This is a genomic window from Archangium lipolyticum (assembly GCF_024623785.1).
GTDB classification, from domain to species: Bacteria; Myxococcota; Myxococcia; order Myxococcales; family Myxococcaceae; genus Archangium; species Archangium lipolyticum.
In genome coordinates, this window is sequence record NZ_JANKBZ010000007.1 from 133,820 (window position 1) to 158,571 (window position 24,752).

Sequence of the window (24,752 nt, forward strand, 5' to 3'; positions counted from 1 at the left end):
CCGTCTCCCGCGAGCTACCGCACCAGCCTGAGGCCGAGCGTGAGCGGCCACAGCGGGCCGGCCTCCCGCGCCTTCAAGGCATACGCCAGGAGATCCTCCCCCATGCCGGCGAAGTGGGTGTTGACCTCGTCCACGAGCGACAAGGCTCGCTGCTCCTCCTCTGGCGTCCACGTGTGCGAGGAGATCACCGCCCGGATTCCCTGCCCGCCCATCTTCTCGTGCGCGTCCTCCAGATCCTGGTGGGGCTGGCCGAAGTAGTAGAGCGGCTTGCCCGTCTGCGCCGTGAACTCCCGGCCCGCCTGCCGGAACCGGCTGAAGCCCACGTCCGAGGCGGCCTCGACGGCCTCCAGGATAACCAGGCGCAGGATGGGGGTGGCCTCGCGCACCATGCTCATGAGCTTGTTGATGAGCTGGCGCGTCTTCGCGCAGTGGTCTCCCCAGAGCAGGCTCAGGGAGTCCACCAGGTCCACGCGACCGTTCACCCCCAGGGTCTCCACGTCCCGCATGAAGTACTCCCAGTGCTGCTCGTCCACGGTGGTATGCGCGTTGAGGATCCGTTGAATCTCGTCCCGCGAGGAGAGATCCCTCAGGCCGAACCTCATGAGGTCCGAGAAGCCCATGGTCATGGGCGCCAGGCAGGGCGCGAAGCCGAGCCGCTGCCGGGGATCGATGCTGCGATCCTCGACGAAGGCGAACAGGGGCAACCGGGCCAGTTCCTGCTTCTTGGTGTCGATGTACTCCAGGACCCGATTCATGTGCGGCCTCGTCGTCGTGGCTCCGTATGCCTCTGGAGCCAGATAGAAGGTGGTGCGAGCCTGTCTCCGCTGGTGCCGCAGGGAGGCCCACTGGACGAGCCCCCGCCCCGCTTCGAGCGGGCGATCCGAGATGGCGGCCAGCACCTGTTCGAAGAGGCCCCGATCCCTTGGCTCGAGGATCTGGCGGATGGCTCGTACCGAGTGCAGATCATCCACCACATAGGCGCGCAGTGGGAAGTGGAGGGTGGAGCTGAAGGGGCGCGCGGCGTTGTCGGAGGTGAAGGCGAAGCAGGTCAGCGGCGGCCGGGCGGTGAAGGGCCCCTCTCCCCCGCTCAGTGCCCGGCAGAACGAGCGTGGCTCGCCCGGCATGTACTCTCCTCCCCGGGACAGCACCTCCTCGAGGTCCTCCACGGTGGCGTCCTGGTGCGCCACGTAGAGCTTCACGCGCGCCGCCGGGCCCGCCGACAGGTCCAGCGAGAAGTAGACGAGCCGGTCCTTCGGGCCGCGGCGCATCACCTCCTGGGAGATGAACCGCCAGGAGCCCGTGAAGCCGAGCCGGTCCAGTGCTTCCCGGGTGAGCTCCGACTCCTGCCCGGGCCCGCGTGCCAGCGGATTCAGGTACACCTTGAAATCCGGTTTGCCGCCTGCCTTCAGGCCGAACGCATGCCACAGGGAGAAGCTCGCCCCGGGGTTGCGCGGCTCGAAGAGCTCCCTCACACGCTCGAGCCGGTCCAGGGTGATGCCCGAGTGGCGGCGCAATCGCTCGCACAGCGCCAGCCCATCCACCCAGCTCGACTGAAGCGTGGTGGGCTCTCCCTGCGCCTCCACCAGGAAGCGCACCTCGGGGGTACGTCCATCCAGCGCGAGCGACAGCTCATAGGGCGAGTGGTCATCGGTGATGTCGGAAGCCCAGACCGGCTCCGTGCCGATGCGCCGTTGTCCCCAGGGGCTCGTCAGCAGCTCGAAGAACTTCAGGACCGTTCGCGTGTCCTCTTCCGTGAAGCCAACGGCGCGGCACATCGCCGTGAGCTTCGCCGAACCAAACGCATGGAAAGTCTGTGACGCAATGCGCGCGCGCGCCTGCATGGGTCACTCCCGGCGAACGACTTCGGAGAGGTAAGGCCCGCAACCGGACGCGGAGTATCCTTACATCAGAAATGGTTTTCGGGGAGTGGGTTCGTGCTCACACGTCCGGTCTACGTCTCCGAGCTCCCCGCGCGCATGCGGTTGAGCCGATCGTAGTGCCGGTAGCCCAGCTGGGAGAGTGCGCTCTCGGGCGCCAGCCCAATGTCCACCAGTGTCTTGATGTCGTAGGTGCCCGTGAGCACCGGCGGTGCGTAGTCACGGATTGCGGCAGGCGTACGGAACTTTTCCAATGGGAAGAGTATGTGACTGGTGTGCACGTGCATGAAGTGGGCGGCGGACTGACGCGACCAGCCTGGAACACCGGGGGCGGTGATGACGTGCGGTGTCGCGAGAAACGTACCGCCTGTGAGGATTTCCAACTGTTGACCCACCTGCGCGACGATGCAGCCGGCTGGAGCCGTGCCGCGCACCATGTGTCCCTTTGGGTCCTCCGGCGTCGCGCGCGTGCGGAGGTAGAGCCCGCTCTTGTCATCGGGCCGCGGGGCGGGGCGCCCGCTCGGATCGAGGAAGCGCCCACCGGGAAGGAGTGTGAGCAGGTTGAAGTCGGTGTGCTCCTCGCCCCAGACGATGTTTGTGTTCACCTGGGAGGCATTGAGGGGCAGGTAGTGCAGCGTGCGCGTGACGTGCGGGGCGCGTTGGCACAGGTCGGCGAGCGTGTGCTCCGGCAGCCCGAGCGCCACCGCCGCGCCGCGCAGCAGCTTCAGGCCCGCCTCGTGTAGGGAGCGGCCGAGCGTGAGGAAGCCTTCCTGGAAGTACGGAGGCGCGTCGGGGGGCCACACGTTCTCCGGGTAGAGCTGGGGGAACTCGAGCGCGGAGGTCTCGTCGGCCGGGTAGGGCGCGACGAAGTAGCACTCCTTGAAGTCCGGCTGACCACTGCCGGCGACGGCCACCTCGGTGTTCGGAGGCGTCCAGCCGCGCTGGTACCAGATGTCCGCGCGGCCATAGGGCCTCTTGGCCGCCTCCGGGCGGGCGATGAACGCGGTGAACGCGTCATAGAGGCGCTCGAGCGCCTGGGGGTCGATGCCGTGGTTCTTCACGTACACGAGGCCGAAGACGCCGAAGGCCTCGCGGAGCGCCGCCGCGCCGCGCTCGACGCGGGTGGGGTCGCCCGACGAGAGGTCGGCGAGGTCGACAGTGGGGATGTTCATCGGGGTCTCTGCCATGGGGGTGCTGGTGTACCTCGCCTTCCCCCTCGGGAGGAACATGCTCGCAGTGGAGCGGCCCCGCGACGGCCCCGGGCCCTCACTTCGGCCAGAACGTCACCGCTCGCGCGCCCTCCGAGCTCCAGACGAGCTTCCTGCCCCGGTAGAGGCGTGGATGCCCACCGGAGTCGGCGAGCGATATGAGCAGGAAGGGCCCTTGGACCTGGAGGCTGACCAGGTCGTTCTCGCGGAAGGTGTGGCCGGGGAGTGGGACGGCCTTGCCCTTCTCCACCCTCCGGAGCAGGCCGGTCGCCAGCAGCTCGTCACCGAAGGGCGTGCCCCAGAGCGCCAGCGTGTAGCCGCCGCGCTCGAGCGAGGTCCACTCGCCATCGGGTTGCTCCGGGGTGAGCTGGTACAGCTGGTCGAGCAGCACGTCGTCGTCGAGCTCCTTGGGGGCGAAGCGCGGATCGAGCACGCGGTTCGAGCGCTCGCCAAGCTGCTTGCGGAGCGCCAGCACGCCGGTTCCGGAGGACTCGTCGGTCGCCTTCGAGTCGAGCCGTGTCCACGCACCGTCCTGGAAGGCGAAGGCATGGGCCATCAGTGGAGGGCCCGCGCCGTCCGTGACCTTCTGCATGGAGAGCCCGAGCAGCCGGCCCCCGGCATCGAACCCGAACTCGATGAGCTCGCCCAGCGGGGGCAGGGGAAGCTCCTCGACGGCGCCCGTCGCGAGCTCCACGAGGAACAAGCGGTCCCGGAAGGCGGGGGAGGGGAACTTCTCGGGGAACGTGGGCCTGCCCACCACGGGCGCGCTGACGCCGCCGCGCCAGAACCGCGCCGCGCCTCGCTTGCCGTCCCGGCTCAGCGCCGTTGCTCCGCCCTGACAGTCCACCGCGAGCTTCGCGAGGACCTGGCGAGCGGCCGAGACGGGGTCGAACCGGGCCCACTCGCAGCCCTCACCCGCGGGTTCGAGCAACGAGACGGTGGACCCGGTCGCGCGGAAGACGGGGGCCGCCGGTTCCGTCCGGGAGGGGGGGCCTTCCTCGGCGTGGGCCGGAGTCAGGGGCACGAGCAGGAGCGAGGCGAGCAGCGGGAATCCTGGCGACATGTAGACTCGGGCGGATCGGATTTGAGCATTACCCTACAGTGATGAATCCGCGATGTGCAGGGGCGGGCCCCGCCGGTATGCTCCAGGCAGACGATACGTGAGGTCATCCATCCTCAGCGGAGTGAGAACGAGCACGGGCAGGAGGGCGCTGCTGTTCGCCGCGGTCCTTCCGCCGCTGACCTTGCTGGACGTGTTCGCCTTGCCCTCCTTGAGCCTGGGCGCGTTCCTGACGCGAGTGGCCTGGGGCCTGGGGCTGGTGGTCTTCACCCTGCTTTTCGAGCGGGGCTCCGAGACGCAGCGGCGCCTGCTCCTGTTGTGCAATGGCGCGATCGGCAGCCTGTTCTATCTGGCCCTCGTCTACTTCACGGGAGAGCTCGCGAGCCCGTATGTCCTGCTCGTGCCCACCCTGCCGCTGCTGGCGGCCTTCGTCTACCCGGAGGAGTCCGGTTCCGCCGTGGCCAGCGGTGTCGCATGCACGCTGGCCATCGTGGCGTATATGTGGATGGGCAAGGGCTCCGTCGAGCAGGCCGCCGGGTGGGCGGGCATGGTGGGAACGGCCACGTTCTTCGGATTGGTCGGCTCGGGCCAGTTCCGCAAGACCGCGGCGGCGCTGAACGAGGTGCGCGTGGAGCGGGCCCGCCGGGAGGCGCTGGAGAAGCTGGCCATGGCCGAGCTCCAGCGCGCCCAGTCCGAGAGGCTGGCCACCGTGGGCCGGCTGGCCGCCAGTGTGATGCATGAGATCAACAACCCGTTGGCCTTCGTTCGCGCCAACCTCCACTTCATCCAGGGCGAGGTGTTCACCCAGCCGCTGGCGCCCGGGCTCCGCCAGGAGTTGGAGGAGGCGTTCTCCGAGACGCACTCGGGCATGGAACGCATCCAACAGATCATCCTGGATCTGAAGGGCTTCTCCCACAGCATGGACGCCGAGGAGGCGCGCGAGTGCTCGCTGGCGGAGGTGGTGGAGGACGCGGCGCGGCTGGCGTCGATCCGGCTCAAGAGCGTAGGGGAGCTGAAGGTGGAGGTTCCCTCGGCGCTGCCCAAGGTGTTCATCACGCCCCGGCGGCTGGCGCAGGTGCTGCTCAACCTGCTCGTCAATGCCGGTGACTCGCTGGAGGATGCGAGGGTACCCCGGGGGGAGATCCGCGTGCACGGCGAGGTGCGGGGGCAGCGCGTGGTGCTGGTGGTGGAGGACAACGGCCCGGGCTTCCCGCCGGAGGTGCTGCCACGCCTCTTCGAGGCCTTCTTCACCACGAAGGGCCCGGAGAAGGGCACGGGCCTGGGGCTGTCCATCTCCCGCGAGCTGGTGGAGCGCTTCGGCGGAAGCCTCGTCGCGGAGAACCGCCAGGAGGGGGGCGCTCGCCTGCGCATCGAGCTGCCCATCTACGCTCCACCAGCAGGCTGAGGGCCAGGACCAACGGCCTGGCTCGGCCCGTCGCTCAGTCCACGTGGACGATCACGTCGGTGAAGTACTGGCTGGAGGAGGACGCGTCCTTGCAGTCCGTTCCGTTGATCTGATGTGAGCCCATGTCGAGCAGGAGCCGCACGTCCTTCGTGCCGGGATAGGGGATCACCCCCTCTGGAGAGGAGCTCGATGGCGCGGTCAGGTCCAGCACCTTCACCGGCGCGCTGCTCGCGTCGCCGCTCCACTTCCAGAGCGCGAACGGCCCGTTGCTGTCGTCATGGGGCCCGCTGAGGATCAGCACCGCCTGGTGGGACCCCGACCAAGCCATGCCCCGGATGCCATACCCACCCAGGTTCACCAGGAGGGCCTGGCCGAACTTCGCCCTGGCTCCTCCGACCACCTCGTCCGGATTGGTCAGCGTGACCATCAGGGCACTCGAACCGGATTTCGGGTTGCGGAAGCCGAGCACGAGCCCACCCGTGGGCAGCGCCGCCAGCCCCTCGATGTTGGTTCCATTCACCTTCGGGGCCAGGTCCGCGACCGTGGCCACCGTCAGCCGCGAGCGCTCGTTCAGCAGCGAGATGATGGAGGTATCCGGGTTGGCCCAGTTGGACGCATCCAACATGTCCTTCAGCAGGTTCGAGGAGGTCCCCGCGACCTGAAGTGAGACATTGGGTGCCGAGCCCGAGAGGTCCAGGGCGAAGAACTTGTAGCGGGAGGTCTCGAGTTCCCCGTCCTTGTTCCGGGCATGCGAGGTGGTCACGTAGATGCGGTTCCCCACGCGCGCGGCGTCCTCGAAGTCCGCCTCGTCCGAGGAGGAGAGGCCAATCGCGCCGCTCAGATCCTTGCTCTGGACCGGGGAGGCGCTCCTGCCCTGGGCGTAGATGCGCGCGGTCTGGGACTCATCGTTGAAGTTCAGGAAGTGGGCGTCGTCGAGCCTCACTCCGCCCGAGCCATCGCAGATGCCCCGGTACGTCCCCGCGAGCTGTGCTCCACCGTCCGTGCCCGCGTCGGTGCCACCATCCCCGCCGCCCGTACCCGCGTCCGTGCCGGGCAGCTCCCAGGTCACCGTCAGCTTCGGGCGGGAGGGCCGGGTCGAGTACTCGCTGGAGCGGATCTCCAGCCGGTTGTCATTGTCCTTGTTGGCGATGATGACACCGTGGTTGCTGGAGGGCGTGGTCAGCCACCTCCGCACCACCTCGAGCCCGTTCGCATTCAGCGTGACGGTGTACGTCCCCGTCGCGGTGGCCCGGATGGAGCCCAGCGAGGCCGTGTTCCGGTCGCCCGCGCCGTCCGCGCCATTCGAGGCCCAGTCGTTGCTGTCATCCGCCTGCTTCCACGTGACCTGGCCCTCGGTCCATGCGCGCGTCAGCTCGTAGAAGTCGTAGGTCTGATCCGCCTTGTCGGACACCGTGACGGTGATCGAGGCCGCGCGGACGAGCGCGTTCGCAGGGATGCTCGACACGTCCCACTTCAGCAGGATGTAGTTCTCGTTGCCGCTCCCGGAGGGCGTGTCGCCGCTCGCCGAGATGCTGGTGTCGCCGCCGTTGTTGGTGTCGGGGTTCTGCTCCTCGATCATCGAGTCACGGGTACCGGCGTAGCTCGAGGACGGAGACACCCCGTCCTGGAACGACGTGCTCTGCGTGCCCAGCAGCGCCTGGGTGTCGGTAGAGAACCCGGACTCCTCGCCGCTCTCGTCGGATTCCCGCGGTTCACACCCCGCGGCGAGCAGGAAGCCCACCGCCATTGCTCCGAGGACTGGAGCCTTCAATCCACGCATGTCTTCTCCCTCGCGCCAGCGGACGCGGGGGCGGACCGTCACCGATCCAGGTTCAGGCGCATCGTCACGATTGGGTCGAGATTTCGTGGCGTCTGTTTGGCGCTTCCCGCTTTTCTGTGTTCAATCCGCCCATGCGAGAGAGGAACTGGACACGCCGCGAGTTCATGCGGCTCACGGGGCTGGGCTCGGTGGCAATGAGTCTGGCATGCACCAGGAGCACATGGACCGGGGTTCCCCAGCCCCCCAAGGAACTCTGGGTCTACGTTGGCACGTACACCTCTGGTGGGAAGGGCGAGGGGATCTATCTCTGCCGGCTGGACCTGGCGACGGGGACCCTCCATCGGGTGGGTGTCACCCGGGGCGTGGCCGAGCCGTCCTTCCTGGCCATGGACCGGGAGGGACGCTACCTCTATGCCGTCAATGAGCTGACGGAGCTCGATGGCAAGCCCGGTGGCGCAGTGAGTGCCTTCCGCATCCATCCCCAGACACGGGAGCTGACCTTCATCAATCAGCAACCCACCCAGGGAGGCGCGCCCTGCCACCTGGCGGTCTCCGCCAATGGCAGGTTCGTGCTGGTCGCCAATTACGTCGGTGGAAACGTCTCCGTCCTTCCGGTCCGGCCGGAGGGTGGACTGGACGCCGCCATCGACGTGAAACAGCACGAGGGCTCGGGAGCCAATCCCAAGCGTCAGTCAGGCCCGCACGCCCATCAGGTCGTGTTGGATGCCGCCGATCGCCACGCTTTCGTGCCGGACCTGGGGCTGGACAAGATCATGGTCTACCGCTTCGACAGCGAACAGGGACGATTGACCCCTGGAGAGCCGGGCTGGGTGTCCACCCAACCCGGGGCGGGACCGCGTCATCTCACCTTCCATCCCAATGGACGGTTCGCCTTCGGCATCCACGAGATGAGCCCGACGATCACCGCTTACGCCTACGACGAGAAGTCCGGCGTCCTGAAGGAGCTACAGACCGTCCCGGCCCTGCCACCCGGCTTCACCGGGACGAGCTACGGCGCGGACATCCACGTCAGCCCCGATGGCCTCTTCCTCTATGGCTCCATCCGCGGTCACGACAGCATCGTCGTGCATGCCATTGATTCCTCGGGCCGGCTGACCTACGTGGAGCACGTGCTCACGCGAGGACGGTGGCCGCGCAACTTCGCCATCGAACCCACCGGCAGGTACCTGCTCGTGGCCAATCAGCACACCAACGACATCTTCTGCTTCGAAAGAGACCGCCAGACCGGAAGGCTGACGCCTGCCGGTGAGGCGGTGGAGATCCCCTCTCCCGTGTGTCTGCTGGTGGTTCCTCCCACGGTCTGACGGGCGGGCCGAGCCTGTCAGGACTTTCCGGAGGACCCCTCGCCCGAGGCCCGGGGAGAGGTGAGGGAGTCGCCCTTCGGGTCGGGGCCGCCCGTGGAGGATTGGAGTGCCTCTGGCGGGAGGCGCTCCTTCAGAGAGGCGGGCAGGGTGCTGGGAATGGCGAGCCCCAATCCCGCGGACACCCGCCGGCCGTATTCCGGATCGCACTGGCTGAAGTGCCAGAGCATGCGCTCCTGGATCTCCCGCGTGCAGCCCTTCAGCGCGCCGACGAGGTTGCCGATGAGCTCGTCGCGCTCCCAGTCCTCGAACTTGCGGAAGCGCTCACCGGCCTGGCGGTAGTTGTTCTGCCGGTCGATTCGCTGCCGTACCACCTTGCCCGCGATGTAGGGGGTGTGGTCCGGGCCGTCCGGAGGGGCTTCGCGCAGCCCGCCCAGGCCCGAGGGCTCGTAGTTGACGTGCGGGTTGCGGGTGAGCTCGTTCTCCTCCGTGTAGGCCATCTGTCCCGCCTGCTGGTGGCTGGCCACCGGCCGCTTCGGCGCGTTGATGGGCAGTTGCAGGTAGTTGACCCCCACCCGGTAGCGCTGGGTGTCCGAGTACGAGAACGTCCGGCCCTGCAGGAGCTTGTCGTCCGAGAAGTCCAGGCCGTCCACCAGCACGCCCGTGCCGAAGGCGGCCTGCTCCACTTCCGCGAAGTACTCCACCGGGTTGCGGTCCAGCACCATCCGCCCCACGGGCCGCAGCGGGAAGCTGTCCTCGGGCCAGAGCTTGGTCGCGTCCAGCGGATCGAAGTCGAGCTCCGGGTGCTCCCCATCACTCATGTACTGCACGCAGAGCTCCCACTCCGGTGGCTCGCCCCGCGCGATGGCTTCGTACAGGTCCTGCGTGGCGTGGTTGAAGTTCTTCGCCTGGATCTGTTCGGCCTCGCTCTGGAGGAGGTTCTTCACGCCCTGCCTGGGCACCCAGTGATACTTCACCAGGACCGCCTCGCCCCTTGAATTGACCCACTTGTAGGTGTTGACGCCCGAGCCCTCCATGAAGCGGTAGCTGGCCGGCAGGCCCCAGGGGCTGAAGAGGAAGGTGATCATGTGCATCGCCTCGGGTGAGAGGCTGATGAAGTCGAAGATGCGCCGGGCATCCTGCCGTTGGGTGACGGGGTCCGGTTTGAAGGCATGGACCAGGTCCGGGAACTTCATCGCGTCGCGGATGAAGAAGATCTTGAGGTTGTTGCCCACCAGATCCCAGTTCCCGTCCTCCGTGTAGAACTTGACGGCGAAGCCACGCGGGTCGCGCAGCGTCTCGGGGGAGTGGCCGCCATGGATGACGGTGGAGAAGCGCACGAAGACCGGGGTGCGCTTGCCCTTCTGCTGGAACAGCTTCGCCCGCGTGTACTTCGAGATGGGCTCGTCGCCGACAGCGCCGTAGGCCTCGAAATATCCATACGCCCCGGCGCCCCGGGCATGCACCACACGCTCGGGGATGCGCTCCCGGTCGAAGTGGGTGATCTTCTCGAGGAAGTGGTAGTTCTCCAACGTGGTCGGGCCGCGTGCCCCCACCGTGCGCACGCTCTGGTTGTTGGAGACGGGGTGGCCCTGCCGGGTGGTCAGCTGGTTCTCTGTCGCGTCCTTCGCCCGGTCGTTGACCGTGCCGTGCCCCGTCCCCATCGCGAGCTGCTTCAGCAATGCCGCGTCCGTCTTCCTGCTCATCAGGTGGCCCCCTGGCTTTCGTTGCGCCCACACCCTTCATGGCCAGGTGGCGGGACGCCATGGGCCGGAGGTACATCGAGCCGGAACCGGACACGGGTACCACGAGAGCGTCCACCACCCGTCAACGGCAGGAGCCGCTCAGCAGACCGCGTCGCGCGTCCAGTCGTCGCGGCCATAGCGCTGCGCGACGAGCGCCTCGGCCCGCGCGCGCACGTGCGGGGCGAGCGGAGACCTGGCCCACGTCACGCCGAGCCGCTCGATGAAGCCCTGCTCGAGGGCCTCCGCCGCCTCGGTGTGGCTCACCTCGCGGCCCGCCGCTTCCGTCAGGTCCACCATCGCCCCGCGCAGCCGCTCCGGCGTCAGGCCGAACAGCCGTGCGTGCAGGGCGTAGTCCGTCGTGAGCGGCAGCGCGCCGTGTTGCAGGAAGGCGCCCTTCTGCCGCCGCTGCGCGCTGCCCACGAGCTTGCGCCCTTCCACCTTCAGCTCCTTGAGGGCGGGCGTGAGGAAGCACGCGCCGCTCGCCGGGTTGCGCTCGGGCCGCGAGGGCTCCAGCTCGGCCCGCACGCCGAATCGCCGCGCCAGCCCCGCGGCGATGGCCTCTGATAGCAGCGTGTAGTTCTGCTCGATGTTGTCGGTGAACGGTGACGCGACGCGGGCCACGAAGCTGTACGTGAGCTCTCCGTGATGCAGCACTCCGGAGCCTCCGGTCACCCGGCGGACCATGTCGAGACCCTCGGCGCGTGCCGCGTCCGCATCGACGCTGCCGTAGGCCTGCGTGCGGCCGAGGCTGAGGCAGCCCGGACGGAAGACGTAGAGCCTCAGGGTGGGAACGAAGTCCTCCCGCGCGCTCGCTTCATCGAGCAGCGCCTCGTCGAGTGCCATCTGCCAGACTCCGGGCGCTTCCTCCAAGGGGTCGATGAGCTTCCACATGGGGCCATCCTCTTCTTCTCTTCTCGGAACGCAATGGCTCTCTGTCGAGCGGACGGGGCGGAATGCCCCATGCCCCGCGACGCGGGGCGTCATGCCCCATGGGTTTCGAACAGGAGTCCCGTTGCGCCGCCTCGTTTCCCTTTGACGGGTGTCTTCACGAATCCTGGCACACGCGTTGCTCAAGGGAATACGCGAACGAATCACCTGCTTCTCACCCTCGGCACTGATAGGCCAATCACTCTCACTGGCGCCGATGAAGCTCTCTCTTGTCCCCCCGCAGGGAGAGCAGCCCTCCATCCTTTGTCAAAAAGGAAGAATTCATGGACCTGAAGTCGTCGCTATCGAAGGACGTGCCCGCCTCGTTGGTTGTGTTTCTCGTGGCGTTGCCGCTGTCGCTCGGTATCGCCGTGGCATCGGGTGCACCGGTGCAGGCGGGCCTCATCGCCGCCATCGTGGGCGGCATCGTCGTCGGCATCGCCGGAGGTGCCCCTCTTCAGGTGAGCGGACCGGCGGCGGGTCTGTCGGTCATGGTCTACGGGTACGTGCAGAAGTTCGGTTTCGAGACGACGTGCGTGGTCGCCGCGATGGCGGGGCTCCTGCAGATCGCCGCGGGTTCGGCGGGGATCGCCCAGGCGGCGCTCGCCATCTCGCCGGCGGTGCTGCACGCGATGCTCGCGGGTATCGGCATCCTCATCGCGCTCGGCCAGATGCACGTCATGCTCGGCTACGCGCCCAAGGGCTCGGCCATCAACAACATCACCGGGCTCGTCGACTCCATCTCCCATGTGAACACCAGCGCGCTCCTGGTGAGCGGGACGACGCTGTTCGTGCTCATCGCGTGGAACCGTTTCCTCGCCAGGAAGGTGCCGTTCCTCCCCGGCTCGCTCGTCGCCATCGCGCTGGGCACGGCCGTGTCGTTCTTCGTTCCCGGTGAGATTCCCCACGTGGCCATCGGCTCCGGCATCTTCAGCAATCTGCACGCCCCGTCCCTGGGAGGCGCGCATCTCGAGGATATGGTGCTGGCGGCGCTGGCGCTCTTCGTCGTCGCGAGCGCGGAGTCCCTGCTGTGCGCGGTGGCCACGGACCAGCTCCACCCGGGGGCCCGGGCGAACCTGAACCGCGAGCTGTTCGCCCAGGGGCTTGGCAACGTGCTCTCCGGGCTCGCCGGTGGCCTGCCCATCACGGGCGTCATCGTGCGCAGCTCCGCGAACATCGCCGCCGGTGCGCGTAGCCGCGTGTCCGCCATCCTCCACGGCGTGTGGATGCTCCTGTTCGTCATGCTCGCCTCGGGCCTGCTGGCGCGCGTGCCCATGGCGGCGCTCGCCGCGCTGCTCGTGCACGTCGGCGTGAACCTGGTGAAGCTCAAGGAGCTCCGGAAGATCGCCGAGTTCAACGAGGCGATCGTCTACGGTGTCACCCTGGCCGGCGTCGTCTTCATCAACCTGCTGTGGGGCATCGGCATCGGCTTCGGTCTGGCGCTCGTGCTGCTGCTGCGCCGCACGGCGGCGATCGGGTTCCAGGTGGATGCCCGGGGCGAGGAGCTCCACGTCCGGCTGAGCGGCACCCTGAGCTTCCTCGCGGTCCCCGCCGTCGTGGCGAAGCTGCGTGCCCTGCCCGAGGGCCGGACCGTTCACCTGCGGCTCGATGTCGATCAGATCGACCATGCCGCCATCGAGGCCATTCGTGGCTGGCGGGTGGGCTACCAGAACGCGGGTGGCAGGGTGGTGAAGGAGCCACTGGACGTGCTCTGGCGCGAGCTCCGGTCGCCAGCGGGTTCCTCCGCTCCCTCCGCCGCGGCCTGAAGCGGACGAAAGGAAACGACGCCACATGGATACCACCGCCCTCGTGGACGGGTGGCTCGACGAGTGCCGCCCGAAGTTGCCCATCCAGAATCCTCTCTGGGCCTACATCCACAACAACATCCTGATCAACCTCGAGGACCGTCCGTTCCATGAGGCGGTGCGAGAGGCGGCCGCGCTGTACCGGGCGCGGCCGTATGAGACCGAGTCCTTCTACCGCGCGGAGCTGGAGCGCGGCCGGATCCGGCGCGACTGTCTGGACGCGGTGCTCGCGTCGGCCCTTCCGGGGAGTGGGAAGGGCCGGGTGGAGCGCTTCCTGTCGGATGCGTCCGTCGGCAACGACGTGCCTCCAGCCTCCCTGCTGCGGATTGCCCCACGCCTGGATGCCGAGTACCACGCGTCCTACGATCGGCAGTTGCAGGACTTCCTCGTGCCGCTCGTCGCCTCGTTCCTGGATCAGGGCATGGCGCACTGGACCAATCCCTACCGGACAGGCGCGCTCTGGGGCTTCTTCCTGGCGAGCGTGCACGCCACGCCGGGGTGGGGTTTCGACTGGGCGGGCACGCTGAAGGCGCGGCTGGAGGCGCATGAGCGGGCCGGCCGGTCGGTGGAGGCCATCATCGAGGCCGAGGTGCACGAGGCCGCCCCGGTGGGGCGCGGGGCCGCGTACTGCCTGGAGACGCTCTTCGCGCTGAAGGGCTGGTCGGGGATGATCCTGCGGCTCGAGGCCGATCCGGCGATCGCTCCCGTGGAGGCGCCGCCCGCGTCCCTGAAGGACTGGCTGGCGGTGATGCTCGTCACCACGCACGCGCTCGATGCGTGGCTCCTGGAGCGGCATGGCCGTACCCGGGAGGAGCTGCGCGCGCGTCCGTTCCTCGCGCCCGAGACGGCCAACCTGGGGCGCCTGCACCTGTGGCAGGAGGCCTATGAGCGTTCCTTCGCCGGTGACTTCCTCGCGCACGTCGAGAGCGGGCTCCGCCCCGAGTCGCGAGAGCCCCAGCGCGGTGCGCCGCGTTTCCAGGCGCTGGTGTGCATGGACGACCGGGAGGAGTCCTTCCGGCGGGCGCTCGAGTCCGAGGCGTGCGGGGTGGAGACCTGGGGAGGCCTGGGCTTCTTCAGCGTCGACATGCGCTTCGAGGCGGTGGGCGCGGCCCGGCCGACGCGTCAGTGCCCCCCCGTCATCGAGCCGTCGCGGACCATCTCGGAGGTGCCGGTCGACGGTGAGGCCCAGCGGTTGGATCGGGCACGCCGCGCGGGCCGCGCCGAGGGCAGGGCGCTGCTCTCCGGTTTCTATCACTCGCGCACGCTGATCCGCGGCTTCTTCATCTCGCTCGCGCTCGGGTTGCTGAGCTTCCTCCCGCTCGTGATGAAGGTGCTGCTCCCGAGCCGGATGACCCGGCTGCGCCGCGCCATCCAGAAGCGAGCCTTCCCCCACCCGAAGACGCGCATCGCGCTGGATGTGACGGGTGGATACTCGCTGGACGAGCAGGCCAACATCGTCGAGGGCGTGCTCCGGACGGCGGGCCTCACGCGGAAGTTCGCTCCCCTGGTGGCGATGATCGCCCACGGCTCGACGAACACGAACAACCCCTTCCGGCAGGCGTACGGCTGTGGCGCGTGCTCGGGCAATCCGGGCGCGCCCAACTCGCGCTCCTTCGCGCAGATGGCCAACCGTGCCGAGGTACGTGAGCGGCTCGTGGCGCGTGGGCTCGAGGTGCCGGCCACCACGCTCTTCGTTCCCTGCTACCACGACACCACCACCGACCTCGTCGAGCTGCTCGATCGGGACCTGCTCCCGGCGGAGCGCCTGGAGGAGGTGCGGGAGCTGATGGCGCGGCTGGGGCGCGCCGCCCGGATGAACGCGGTGGAGCGGTGCCAGCGCTTCGGCCAGGCGCCGCGTGGGAGCGAGGTGGCGGCGGCCCAGCACGTGCTCGACCGCGGTCATGACCTCGCGCAGCCGCGGCCCGAATACGGCCACAACCGCGTGGCGGCCTGCATCGTCGGGCGGCGGAGCCTGACGGAGCGCACGTCGCTCGACCGCCGGGCCTTCCTCGTGTCCTACGACCCGCGGCAGGACACGGGGGGCACGCTGCTGCGCTCGGCCGTGCTCGGCTCGGTGCCCGTCGCGGTGAACATCGCCATGGACTACTACTTCTCGCGCGTGGACAGCGAGGGGTTCGGCGCGGGGTCCAAGCTCCCGCTGAACGTCGTGTCCCTGCTGGGAGTCGTCACCGGCTCCAAGAGCGACCTGCGCATCGGCATGGCCCGGCAGATGGTCGAGCTGCACGAGCCCATGCGCATCCTCGTGCTCATCGAGGCGGAGACGAAGGACCTGCTCGAGCTGGTCGAGACGCACCCTCGCATGCGCCGCATGGTGTGGGGCGGGTGGATGCGGCTGGGGCGGGTCGACCCGTCGTCCCGGGCCATCGAACTCTGGAATGGGAACGGCTTCACGTCCTGGCGCGAGCTGTGGCCCGAGTTCCTCACGGCGGCGGGTGATGCCGCCGCGCTGCCGGCGGTGCTGGATCCCCGGCGAGACCGTCCGGTCGAGGTGTACGCATGACTCCCCAGCTCCTCACCCTGTTCATCCTCGCCTGGGCCGCGTCGATTCCGCTGCTGCTCGGGGCGGCCCAGCTCACGGGGCTCCGGTTGCCCGAGCGGCTGGTGCAGGGGCTCGCCGTGGCGCATGCCACGGGGGTGCTCTTCGCCACCTTCGCGCTCTGTGTCGTGTTCGTCGCGGGCCCCTCGTCGATGGTGGAGGTGTCGACGCCGCCGCTGCTCGTCACGCACGGCTACGAGTGGAGGGCGGTGCTGCTCATCGACCGGCTCTCCGTCACGTACCTGGCGCTCGTCGCCCTCATCTACCCCGTCATCGTGCACTTCTCCCGGCCGTTCTTCCATCGGGAGGAGGGTTCCCAGCGCTACTGGTTCCTGGTGACGCTGCTGGCGTTCGCGCTCGCGGTGGTGTCGCTGGCGGGCAACGTCGACGTGCTCTACCTGGGCTGGGAGCTGGTGGGCGTGTCGTCGGTGATGCTCATCTCGTTCTTCTGGCGCAACCTGCGCAGCGCCCAGAACAGCCTGCGCGCGCTCATCTACTACCGCTTGTGTGACCTGGGGGTGCTCGGCGCGGCGATGTGGATCCACCACGCCTTCCCCAGCTCGGAGTTCTCACACTTCGCGGAGGACGCGATGGTGCCCTCTGCCCTGGGGGTGGCGTTCGCGTTGCTGTTCGGCACGCTGGCGAAGTCCGCCCAGCTCCCCATGTCGCCCTGGCTGCACCGCGCCATGGAGGGCCCCGCGGCCTCGAGCGCCATCTTCTACGGCGCGCTCTCCGTCCACCTGGGGCCGCTGCTGCTGCTGCGCACCAGCGCGCTGTGGATGCCGCACCCCTCGGTCCGGATCGTCATGGCCTGTATCGGGCTGCTGACGGCCCTCTTCGCGGCGTTCGTGGGACGCACGCGGCCCGATGCGAAGACCTCGCTCGCGTACGCGACGATGGCGCAACTCGGCATCATGTACGTGGAGATCGCCGCCGGGCTGCACACGCTCGCGCTCGTCCACCTGTGCGCGAACGCGGGGCTGAGGACGTGGCAGTTCCTGCGCTCCTCGTCGCTCATCCAGGACTTCCAGGACAACCCCATCGTGGGCACGGACGTGCGGCTGCAGCGGCAGTCGAACCTGGAGCGCCTGCTCCCGGCCTCTCTGCGCGGCCGGCTCTACCTGGCCGCTTCGAGGCTCTTCTGGCTGGACAGCATCCAGTGGAGCTTCGTCGCGCGGCCCTTCCTGGGTCTCTTCTCGTGGCTCGCCGCGATGGAGGACCGTCTGCTCGGGGGCTCCCCGAGCGAGCAGCGGAGCAACTGATGGTCGACACCTACCTGAATCTCCAGGGCCATGGGGCCGGGCTGCCCGTGGCCGTGCCGATACGCACTCCCAACTGGTGGTCCCTGTCGGTGGGGCTCATCGCCACCGTGGGCGTCTGGGTGTCGCCGACGCGCCCGCTCTTCGTCGCCTCGTGGGTCCTGCTGTTCGCGTGGGCGTGCGTGCGGGCCGGCATGGGTGGGCGGGAGAGGGCCACGCGGCTCCCCGTCCTGCCGCTGCTGGCGGGTCTGCTGACGACGGGGCTCGCCCTCTGGGGCACTCCCTCGCAGCCGCTCGCCGCGCTCGGGGCCGCCGTCGCGGGTGGCGTCATGCCGTTCCACCTGTGGCTCGAGAGCCTGCGCCGGCGGCTCGGGTACCAGGAGTTCCTGCTGCTCCTGCTGTGCCAGCCGGGCGTGGTGTGGCTGCACCGCTTCGTGGAGGGCAACCCCACGGTGTTGCACGGTGGGCTGGGGAACGTGCTGCTCGTGCTCTTCGTGGTGAGCGCGCTGCTGCAGTCCGGTCTGGGCCTGGTGAGGCGCGAGCCGGCGCGGGCGATCACCGCCATCACCCTGTCGCAGTCGTGCCTGCTGATGGCGGGGGCCTTCTCCGGACACGTGGGCTGGCAGGCGGCCCGGACGCTCCTCGTCGCGACCGTGGCCGGCACCCTCGTGCTCCTGTCCGTCATCGGCATGCTGCGGGACACGTATGGCATCGAGCGGCTCGCCCCGGACAACGGGCTCGCGGACGTGGCGTCGGACCTCCACCGGCTGTTCCTCGCCATGGGCTGGCTCTTCGTCGGGCTCCCCGGAGGCTTGGCCTTCTTCGCCGAGGATCTGCTCTTCCACGCGCTCCTGGAGCGCTCCACGGCGGCGACGCTCGGGTTCCTGCTCGCATCGGGGTTGAACGCGATCGTGTTCTACCGGGTGTACCTGGGCCTCTTCTGTGGCAACACGCGGCTGGAGCTCCGGGAGGCGCTTCCGCCGCGTACGGCCTCACGCCGCCGGCGCGTGGTGCTGCTGACGGTGGTGACGGCGCTGGTCCTCCTCGGTGGCCTCGCGCCAGCGCTCTTCGTGTAGCGCCGCCGCGAGGCTGCGTGATGTCCCCGGCCGGGGGTTCAGGCGGTGGCTCTCGGCCGGGCGCTCGCGGGCAGGTGCGAGAGGACGAACTCCTCCACCAGTTGGAGCACCTGCTCGTAGCCAGCGTCGCTGTGGGGCTCGTGGTAGCCGCCCGGCACCAGGTGCATCTTCTTGTCGGGGTAGGCCACCTTGTCGAAGACCTTGCGGGCGCCGCCGGGCGGGTTGACGGAGTCCTTCTCGCCGTGGAGCAGCAGCAGCGGGACGCGCCAGTCCGGGAGGTGGGAGTTGATCCACCCGCTGACCTTGAGGGCCTCGAAGGCCCAGCGGGCCGTGCACTGGCGATGGACCAGCGGATCCGCGAGGTAGGCGGCGACCACCGCCGGATCGTTGCACATCGCCTCGGGCACCAGGTTCACCTTGAGCGGGTGCAGCGGACGCAGCTTGCCGAGCAGCAGCGCGGAGAGGACCAGGGTCGGTGTCACCACGGCGGACTCGAAGGGCGGGCCGCTGATGATCACCCCACTCAGGCCTTCCGGGTAGCGCAGGACGTACTCCATCCCGATGAGCCCGCCCATGCTGTGGGCATAGAGGAAGAGAGGCCGGCCGGGCTCATTCGCGGTGATCAGGGCCAGGAAGGACCTCACGTCGTCGATGTACTCCGACCACGACATCAGGTGTCCGCGCGGTCCCGGGGAGCGGCCGTGGCCCCGGAGGTCGAGCGCGTACACCGCGTGCCCCTGGGCGACGAAGTGGTTGACGATGTTCATGAAGCGGCCACTGTGCTCGCCAATCCCGTGGACGATGGCCAGTGCCGTCCGCGGCTCACCGTGATCGGGGAGCCACCGCTGGTAGTACAGTTTCAGCCCACCCGCGCTCTCGAAGGTACCCTCTGCGTGATTCATGGAGATCATCCTAGCGCGGAGGGGATCCTCCACGGGAATGGGCGGCCAGGCGCCCCTCGGGCCCCTCACGTCGCGGGTTTGACCCCGCGTATCACCAGGCCCGTCATCACACCGAAGAAGCTCCCGGTGCGCTCGGCCTCCTCCATGAACCGGAGCCACTCCTCGACCTCCGAGCGGGTCGCCACGCCTGCCTGGATGGCCTTCTCCAGCACCGCGCGCAGGCCGAACGTCTCCAGGTGGGGGAGGAACCAGGACGCGGACACCGGCGTGACCGTCACGTGGGTGAGGCCCTGGGCGTGGAACAGGCTCGGCAACTGCCGGCCGATCCATGGATTGCGGAGCTGATCGGTCCAGAAATGGATCAGCTTTCGGACCACGGAGCGGTCGGGCCCGTTGAGGATCCAGCTGTCGAACTCCGGCTCGAAGAGCAGCACCGTCCCGCCCGGCCGGGTCAGCCGCACCAGCTCGCTGAGCGCCTTGCAGGGATCGTCCAGGTACAGGAAGACCCGGGAGCTGCGGCACGCGTCGAAGCTCCAGTCCGGGAAGTCCAGATGGTGGATGTCTCCGACCCGGAATTCCACTGGCAGCCCGGGGTCCTCCGTCCGTCGGCGTGACTCGGCCACCATGTTCTCACTCAGGTCGACCCCCACCACCCGGCCTGTCTGGCCCACCAGCCGCGCCACCTCCCGGGTCACATCGCCCAGGCCACAGCCGGCGTCGAGCACCCGGGACCCTTCGCCCACCCCCAGAAGCCGATGGGTGAGCCGTTGGATCTCCTGCACCTGCTGGGTGTTGTTCAGGCTGTCCAGGAAGCGGACCGCGTTTCTGGGTGCCTCGGTGCGATCGATGTCATGGAAACTCAAGGCCAGGTTGGAGCTCTCTCCCACGGGCACTCTCTCCTTGTGCTCTCTGTGTCTCCCGCGCCCGTCAGGGTCGAGCCCCCCCTGCCAGGGACCTCCTCTCCAGAGTGTCCTGGCGTCTCGTACGCCGCCGCGGTTGATCCAGGTTGTCATGGCAGGCCCCCTCTGGATCATTTCAGCCACGATGAGATTCCCGAGGGCCTCAACAAGGTATGGACGGAAGAAATAAGGACTTTCTTCATGGACGCTCGCCTGCTTGTGCCGGGTTCCTGGGGGAGGATCCAAAGCGTTGAGTGTGCGACAGAGGGCTGCCGCTGCTCCGTGAGATGGTCAATATGGTAGTGCGGGGTACACCATGGCCCTACCTCCTCGCTTCGGCCGGTCGCTGGCCCAGAAGGCCCGTCAGCGCACGCCGGGCCACCACTACAACGCGAGCTTCCTGTCGGCGGCGGACCGCGCGGAGATCCTCTCCTGGCTCGGCACGCTGCACCCCCTGTGGGAGGAGCGTTACTCCAAGCACTTCCCGCCTCCGCCAGGGCAGTCGCAGCGGCGTCTGCTGCGCCCGGTGTACTGGCTGGGGAACTGGCAGTTCGCCTGCCTCGACTATTACCGGCCCCCGAAGGGGGTGAAGGATCGCTGCGTGAAGGCCGAGCCCTTCCCGGCGGTGTTGCAGCGCCAGGTGGCGAAGGTGGAGGAGCTGGCGCGCCGCATGTTCCGGGGCCCGGACATGCCCCCCGGCTGGCACCTCAACACGTGCCTGGTGAACTTCTACGGCAGCCGCCTCGAGGGCGATCGCTGGGTGGACACCGCGAGGGTGGGGGAGCACAAGGACTTCGAGCCGGGGCCGGTGGCCTCGCTGTCCTTCGGCGAGCGCGCGCTCATCCAGTTCGTCACCTCCACCCGCCCGGGTGAGCGCGACGAGGTGGTGCTGGAGCAGTGGCTCGACGATGGCGCGCTGCAACTCTTCGGTGGCGCGCGCTGGAAGGAGCAGACGTTCCACCGCGTGCAGCGGGTGGACACCCGCGCTGGCCACCTGCTGCCGCCCGAGATGCCGGACTTCCGCACCCGGCGCATCAACCTCACCTTCCGCTACGTGCCAGATGAACACGTGACGCCCTTCGCGCTGCTCTCACCGGAGGCCCGCGAGGACGTACGGCCCTATATGGAGAAGCTCGCCGAGGGCCGAGCCTTCTTCCGGGCGGAGCTCGAGCGGGAGCGCGCGGCGGGAGGCTGACGCTCACCACAGCCCGTGGGCGCGCAGCAGCGCTCCGAGCGGGGTGTCTCCCCGCTGGTACGCACCGAAGAGCTTCGTGGCCGCCTCCACCGTGGGGTTGGCCCAGGCCTTCCACTCGCGCCCCTCGAGGAGCGTGGTCCCACAGTGGATGAGCGAGGCGCGGACCTCCCCGGCGGACCCGAGCGGGACGTTGTCGAAGGGGAGCGGGTTCTGGCTGGTGAGGAAGACCTGCCGGGCACCGAGCCCGCGCAGGCAGGCCTCGACGAGGCGGGGGTGCAGGCCGTTGGCCAGCTCGTCGGCGATGACGAAGTCCTCGTTGACGTCCAGGTAGTACAGGAAGGACAGCAGCCGCTTGTGCCCGAAGCCCAGCCGCTTCTGGGGGACCTCCGTGCCGTCCCGCCCGGTGAAGGTGAAGCCGAAGCGGCCGAACTCCAGCCGCCCGCCGTCCTCGTAGTTCCGCTTCTCCACCAGCTCCACGCGGAACCTCCCCGTGGCGAACCCCGCCAGGGTGACGAAACGTGCCAGGAAGCCGCGCTCCACGTCCTCGGGGCGGATGTCGACGGCGCCGGCCACGGCCTCGCGCTCCACCCGCTCCCGGAGCAGTCCCGGCAACCACGTGGGCAGTGACATCAGCCCGAGGGGGAACACCTCGTCGCCCCGCACCGCCATGCCGTACTGGAGCTTGCCGATCCGCTCGAACATCCCGAGCGCCTCGTCGAAGCGCGCGGGCGCGAGCAGGAAGGTGCGGCGCAGCAGCTCCTTGAGCCGGTCCTTCACCTCGGGCTCGAGCCGCTGGGCCGTCATGAAGAGGACGATCCACACGGTGCGATCCAACAGCGACCACCCCATGGACTGAGCGTAGGCGGGTTGCCCGTCCACCTCCCAGACCACGCCCGAGGCATCCGCGCGCATCACCAGCACGGAGGAGGGCGCGTCGAGCTGGAGGACCAGCTCCATGAAGGGCTCGAGCCGCGTCTCCTCCTTGGGAATGTGGAGTGGCATGAGCGCCGAGCCTTCGCCCGGCTCTTCCTCCATCAGGCGCCGCGGATAGGCGGAGAGCGGCTCGTTGCGCACGCGGAGGCGCAGCTCCATGCCCGGGAAGGCGAGGGAGTATTCGAGGGAGAACTCCTCGTGGATGAGCTCGGAGAAGTCCGAGGAGAGAGCACGGGAGAGCAGGTCCAGCAGCATCGTCCTGCCGGTGCCGTTCTCGCCCAGCACCAGGTTGAACGATGGGCTGAACACGAGCTCGGTGCCGGGCGCGACGTTCCGATACCTGTGGACCTTGAGCTTCGTGAGCTTCATGGCGGGCTCTCTGAGAAAAACCGCGCACCGTGCCACCCCTCATCCAGAGAGCCAAGTGACACTTCACACGCGTTTACAGTCAGTAATCAGAAAAATTCCTGAAAAACATCAAATCGTCTTGCTCGTGCATCAGTACGTATGTCAAGAAAGGTCCTTCTTCTTCCGAGAGGTGTCGAGGTGAGGAACCGTTTCTCGAAGACGTTCTGCGCGGTGTGGCTGGGTGCGAGTCTGGCCGCCTGCGGTTCGATGCAGGAGGGCGAGGCGCCCGTGGGTTCGGGCGATGACTCGGACATCCAGTCCGCGCTGGCGCGCATCAAGGGCGCGCAGGTGCTGGGTACCGAGGACGGGGTTCCCTACGCCCTCCGGGGTGAGTTCGGCCAGGCGACGCAGGTGCCGGGCGCGCTGCGCGCGGGGACGGAGCTCGACGTACGTGCTTCGCTGAGCCTCGTGGCCCCGGTGTTCCGGCTGAACGAGAACGATCTGGTGCTCAGGCGCACCTCGGTGGACGCGAGCGGCCACCGGCACCTGCGCTTCCAGCAGACGAAGAACGGCCTGAAGGTGGTGGGTGGCGAGCTGGTGCTGCACGTGGACGCGGCGGGCAAGGTGTACGCGGCCAACGGCTCGGCCCGGGATGGCGCGAAGGTGTCCGCCGAGGCGAAGGTGGCGCCCGAGGCCGCGCTGAAGGTGGCCGCGGAGGGCTCGTCGGCGCGCTTCGCCGCCGCCCAGGGTGAGGCGAAGCTGGTCTACCTGCGCTCCGAGGGCAGCCAGGAGCCGCGGCTGGCCTACGAGGTGCGCGTGAAGGGCGAGCGCGAGGGCATGCCCGCCGATGATCTCGTCTACGTGGACGCGCAGCGCGGGGGCATCCTGCTGGTCAACCCGCTCATCCACTCCGCGCTCAACCGCAAGGTGTACTCGGCCAACAACGGCTCGAGCACGCCGGGTACCCTCAAGCGCAGCGAGGGCCAGGCGGCCATCGGCGACAACCACGTCGACACCAACTACGACCGGTTGGGCGACACGTACAACTGCTACAAGACGCTGTTCGGCCGCGACTCGTTCGACAACGCGGGCGCCACGCTCATCAGCACCGTCCACTACGGCTCCAACTACGTCAACGCCTACTGGGACGGCACCCAGATGGTGTACGGCGACGGCGATGGCGTGGACTCCGTCGAGCTGGGCCTGGATCTGGACGTGACCGTCCACGAGCTGACCCACGCGGTGACGGACAGCGAGTCGGACCTCATCTACTCGGGTGAGTCCGGTGGCCTCAACGAGTCCATGTCCGACATCTTCGCCGGCGTGTGCGAGAGCTGGACGCGCAACTGGGCCGTGGACGCGGACGTCTTCAAGATCGGCGAGGACATCTGGACGCCGGGCACCGCGGGTGACGCGCTGCGCTACATGGACGACCCGGCCAAGGACGGCGTCTCGCTCGACTCCTACGCGGACTACGCCGGCCAGGACGTGCACTACAGCTCGGGCATCAGCAACCTGGTGTTCTCGCTGCTGTCCAAGGGCGGCACGCACCCGCGCGGCAAGTCCAGCAACGTGGTGCCCGCCATCGGCCCGGAGAAGGCCGGCCACATCTTCTACAAGGCCAACACGGACCTCTTCACCGCCAGCACCACCTTCGAGCAGGCCAAGACGTACACGGTGCAGGCCGCCGAGGCGCTCTACGGCGCGGGCTCGGCCGAGGCCGCCGCGGTGAACGAGGCCTGGAAGGCCGTGGGCGTGCCGCCTCCTCCGCCGGTGGTGGACCCGCTGGCCAACAACGTGCCGGTGAGCAACCTCTCCGGCAGCTCCGGCAACAAGAAGTACTACGCGCTCGAGGTGCCCGCGGGCCAGCCCAGCCTGTCGTTCGAGATCAGCGGCGGCACGGGTGACGCGGACCTGTACGTGCGCTACGGCTCGGTGCCGAGCTCCAGCACCTACGACTGCCGTCCGTACAAGAGCGGCAACGCGGAGGTCTGCACCTTCACCAACCCGCAGGCGGGCACCTGGTACGTGATGCTCAACGCCTACTCGGCGTACTCCGGCGTGACGCTCAAGGGCGCCTACAGCACGGGCGGTGGCGGTGGCACCGGCACGCCGGTGACCGAGACGGCCAGCGGCTCCGTGGCCCGGCGTGAGCTGGACAACTTCGGTCCGTACAGCGTGCTGGCCGGCTCCACCTTCAAGGTGACGATGACGGGCTCGGGCAATCCCGACCTGTACGTCCGCTTCGGCGCGGCGCCCACCACCAGCAAGTACGACTGCCGTCCGGCCGCCTCCGGTGCCTCCGAGACGTGCACGGTGACCGTGCCGGAGGGCCAGAGCAGCGCGTACATCATGGTGCGCGGTGCCTCCGCGGGTACCTACAACCTGACCATCAACTACACCAAGCCGTAGTTCCGGCTGGCGTCAGTCGAGGTTGAGCGGCGGGCGGCTCTC

General features: G+C 68.6%; 17 protein-coding genes. 8 read left to right on the forward strand and 9 right to left on the reverse strand.

Translation table 11 applies throughout. The annotated features are described in order from the left end of the window. Positions 1 to 14: 14 nt before the first annotated feature. From NR810_RS17530 to NR810_RS17540, 3 genes are all read right to left on the reverse strand, one after another. A complete protein-coding gene (locus NR810_RS17530) occupies positions 15 to 1,841 on the reverse strand; it encodes a tryptophan dimethylallyltransferase family protein (protein ID WP_257453784.1) in 1,827 nt (608 codons plus the stop codon). A 110-nt stretch (positions 1,842 to 1,951) separates the two neighbouring features. Further along, positions 1,952 to 3,049: an isopenicillin N synthase family dioxygenase gene (locus NR810_RS17535; RefSeq protein ID WP_257453786.1), complete on the reverse strand. Its 1,098-nt coding sequence runs from the start codon at positions 3,047 to 3,049 to the stop codon at positions 1,952 to 1,954. 94 nt (positions 3,050 to 3,143) lie between these two features. Beyond that, a complete protein-coding gene (locus NR810_RS17540) occupies positions 3,144 to 4,148 on the reverse strand; it encodes a hypothetical protein (protein WP_257453788.1) in 1,005 nt (334 codons plus the stop codon). Positions 4,149 to 4,245: 97 nt separating this feature from the next. Here NR810_RS17540 and NR810_RS17545 point away from each other — a divergent pair, with 97 nt between their 5' ends. Next, positions 4,246 to 5,550: a sensor histidine kinase gene (locus NR810_RS17545; protein ID WP_257453789.1), complete on the forward strand. Its 1,305-nt coding sequence runs from the start codon at positions 4,246 to 4,248 to the stop codon at positions 5,548 to 5,550. A gap of 34 nt (positions 5,551 to 5,584) precedes the next feature. Here NR810_RS17545 and NR810_RS17550 read toward each other — a convergent pair whose 3' ends face one another. Beyond that, complete coding sequence (locus NR810_RS17550) at positions 5,585 to 7,330, reverse strand: DUF3616 domain-containing protein (protein WP_257453791.1); 1,746 nt, start codon at positions 7,328 to 7,330, stop codon at positions 5,585 to 5,587. A gap of 131 nt (positions 7,331 to 7,461) precedes the next feature. On the opposite strand from NR810_RS17550, the gene NR810_RS17555 reads away from it, so the two are divergent. After that, on the forward strand, positions 7,462 to 8,655 hold the full coding sequence (locus tag NR810_RS17555) for a lactonase family protein (RefSeq protein WP_257453793.1): 1,194 nt from the start codon (positions 7,462 to 7,464) through the stop codon (positions 8,653 to 8,655). Between the two features lie 17 nt (positions 8,656 to 8,672). Here NR810_RS17555 and NR810_RS17560 read toward each other — a convergent pair whose 3' ends face one another. Continuing rightward, on the reverse strand, positions 8,673 to 10,316 hold the full coding sequence (locus NR810_RS17560) for a catalase (protein WP_257454131.1): 1,644 nt from the start codon (positions 10,314 to 10,316) through the stop codon (positions 8,673 to 8,675). A 180-nt stretch (positions 10,317 to 10,496) separates the two neighbouring features. Continuing rightward, positions 10,497 to 11,288: a lipoate--protein ligase family protein gene (locus tag NR810_RS17565; RefSeq protein WP_257453795.1), complete on the reverse strand. Its 792-nt coding sequence runs from the start codon at positions 11,286 to 11,288 to the stop codon at positions 10,497 to 10,499. A gap of 320 nt (positions 11,289 to 11,608) precedes the next feature. On the opposite strand from NR810_RS17565, the gene NR810_RS17570 reads away from it, so the two are divergent. Genes NR810_RS17570 through NR810_RS17585 form a run of 4 tightly spaced genes read left to right on the forward strand, consistent with a single transcriptional unit; the run spans position 11,609 to position 18,021 of the window. After that, positions 11,609 to 13,090 carry a SulP family inorganic anion transporter gene (locus NR810_RS17570; protein WP_257453796.1) on the forward strand — a complete coding sequence of 494 codons (1,482 nt, stop codon included), beginning with the start codon at positions 11,609 to 11,611 and terminating at the stop codon, positions 13,088 to 13,090. A gap of 25 nt (positions 13,091 to 13,115) precedes the next feature. Beyond that, the gene (locus NR810_RS17575) at positions 13,116 to 15,650 is read left to right on the forward strand and encodes a DUF2309 domain-containing protein (protein WP_257453798.1); all 2,535 of its coding nucleotides are present in this window, start codon (positions 13,116 to 13,118) and stop codon (positions 15,648 to 15,650) included. Continuing rightward, on the forward strand, positions 15,647 to 16,948 hold the full coding sequence (locus NR810_RS17580; protein ID WP_257453800.1) for a proton-conducting transporter transmembrane domain-containing protein: 1,302 nt from the start codon (positions 15,647 to 15,649) through the stop codon (positions 16,946 to 16,948). Before NR810_RS17575 ends, NR810_RS17580 begins: the two co-directional genes overlap by 4 nt. After that, on the forward strand, positions 16,948 to 18,021 hold the full coding sequence (locus NR810_RS17585; protein WP_257453802.1) for a proton-conducting transporter transmembrane domain-containing protein: 1,074 nt from the start codon (positions 16,948 to 16,950) through the stop codon (positions 18,019 to 18,021). Before NR810_RS17580 ends, NR810_RS17585 begins: the two co-directional genes overlap by 1 nt. A gap of 38 nt (positions 18,022 to 18,059) precedes the next feature. Here NR810_RS17585 and NR810_RS17590 read toward each other — a convergent pair whose 3' ends face one another. Beyond that, on the reverse strand, positions 18,060 to 18,923 hold the full coding sequence (locus NR810_RS17590; RefSeq protein WP_257453804.1) for an alpha/beta hydrolase: 864 nt from the start codon (positions 18,921 to 18,923) through the stop codon (positions 18,060 to 18,062). A gap of 65 nt (positions 18,924 to 18,988) precedes the next feature. Beyond that, positions 18,989 to 19,810, reverse strand: a complete 822-nt coding sequence (locus NR810_RS17595) for a methyltransferase domain-containing protein (RefSeq protein WP_257453806.1) — start codon at positions 19,808 to 19,810, stop codon at positions 18,989 to 18,991. Positions 19,811 to 20,138: 328 nt separating this feature from the next. On the opposite strand from NR810_RS17595, the gene NR810_RS17600 reads away from it, so the two are divergent. Beyond that, on the forward strand, positions 20,139 to 21,017 hold the full coding sequence (locus tag NR810_RS17600; protein ID WP_257453808.1) for an alpha-ketoglutarate-dependent dioxygenase AlkB: 879 nt from the start codon (positions 20,139 to 20,141) through the stop codon (positions 21,015 to 21,017). Between the two features lie 3 nt (positions 21,018 to 21,020). Here NR810_RS17600 and NR810_RS17605 read toward each other — a convergent pair whose 3' ends face one another. Then, positions 21,021 to 22,319: an AAA family ATPase gene (locus tag NR810_RS17605; RefSeq protein WP_257453809.1), complete on the reverse strand. Its 1,299-nt coding sequence runs from the start codon at positions 22,317 to 22,319 to the stop codon at positions 21,021 to 21,023. Positions 22,320 to 22,496: 177 nt separating this feature from the next. Between NR810_RS17605 and NR810_RS17610 the strand changes: the two genes are divergently transcribed. Further along, positions 22,497 to 24,710, forward strand: coding sequence for a M4 family metallopeptidase (locus tag NR810_RS17610; RefSeq protein WP_326522507.1), 2,214 nt, complete (start codon positions 22,497 to 22,499; stop codon positions 24,708 to 24,710). Positions 24,711 to 24,752: the final 42 nt, after the last annotated feature.

What these genes read in the sequence shown, in the direction of transcription:
- NR810_RS17585 (WP_257453802.1), top strand. Translation starts at nt 16,948, where the DNA reads ATGGTCGACACCTACCTGAATCTCCAGGGCCATGGGGCCGGGCTGCCC.
- NR810_RS17540 (WP_257453788.1), bottom strand. Translation starts at nt 4,148, where the DNA reads ATGTCGCCAGGATTCCCGCTGCTCGCCTCGCTCCTGCTCGTGCCCCTG.
- NR810_RS17575 (WP_257453798.1), top strand. Translation starts at nt 13,116, where the DNA reads ATGGATACCACCGCCCTCGTGGACGGGTGGCTCGACGAGTGCCGCCCG.
- NR810_RS17605 (WP_257453809.1), bottom strand. Translation starts at nt 22,319, where the DNA reads ATGAAGCTCACGAAGCTCAAGGTCCACAGGTATCGGAACGTCGCGCCC.
- NR810_RS17570 (WP_257453796.1), top strand. Translation starts at nt 11,609, where the DNA reads ATGGACCTGAAGTCGTCGCTATCGAAGGACGTGCCCGCCTCGTTGGTT.
- NR810_RS17530 (WP_257453784.1), bottom strand. Translation starts at nt 1,841, where the DNA reads ATGCAGGCGCGCGCGCGCATTGCGTCACAGACTTTCCATGCGTTTGGT.
- NR810_RS17580 (WP_257453800.1), top strand. Translation starts at nt 15,647, where the DNA reads ATGACTCCCCAGCTCCTCACCCTGTTCATCCTCGCCTGGGCCGCGTCG.
- NR810_RS17550 (WP_257453791.1), bottom strand. Translation starts at nt 7,330, where the DNA reads ATGCGTGGATTGAAGGCTCCAGTCCTCGGAGCAATGGCGGTGGGCTTC.
- NR810_RS17600 (WP_257453808.1), top strand. Translation starts at nt 20,139, where the DNA reads ATGGCCCTACCTCCTCGCTTCGGCCGGTCGCTGGCCCAGAAGGCCCGT.
- NR810_RS17565 (WP_257453795.1), bottom strand. Translation starts at nt 11,288, where the DNA reads ATGTGGAAGCTCATCGACCCCTTGGAGGAAGCGCCCGGAGTCTGGCAG.
- NR810_RS17590 (WP_257453804.1), bottom strand. Translation starts at nt 18,923, where the DNA reads ATGAATCACGCAGAGGGTACCTTCGAGAGCGCGGGTGGGCTGAAACTG.
- NR810_RS17535 (WP_257453786.1), bottom strand. Translation starts at nt 3,049, where the DNA reads ATGAACATCCCCACTGTCGACCTCGCCGACCTCTCGTCGGGCGACCCC.
- NR810_RS17560 (WP_257454131.1), bottom strand. Translation starts at nt 10,316, where the DNA reads ATGGGGACGGGGCACGGCACGGTCAACGACCGGGCGAAGGACGCGACA.
- NR810_RS17555 (WP_257453793.1), top strand. Translation starts at nt 7,462, where the DNA reads ATGCGAGAGAGGAACTGGACACGCCGCGAGTTCATGCGGCTCACGGGG.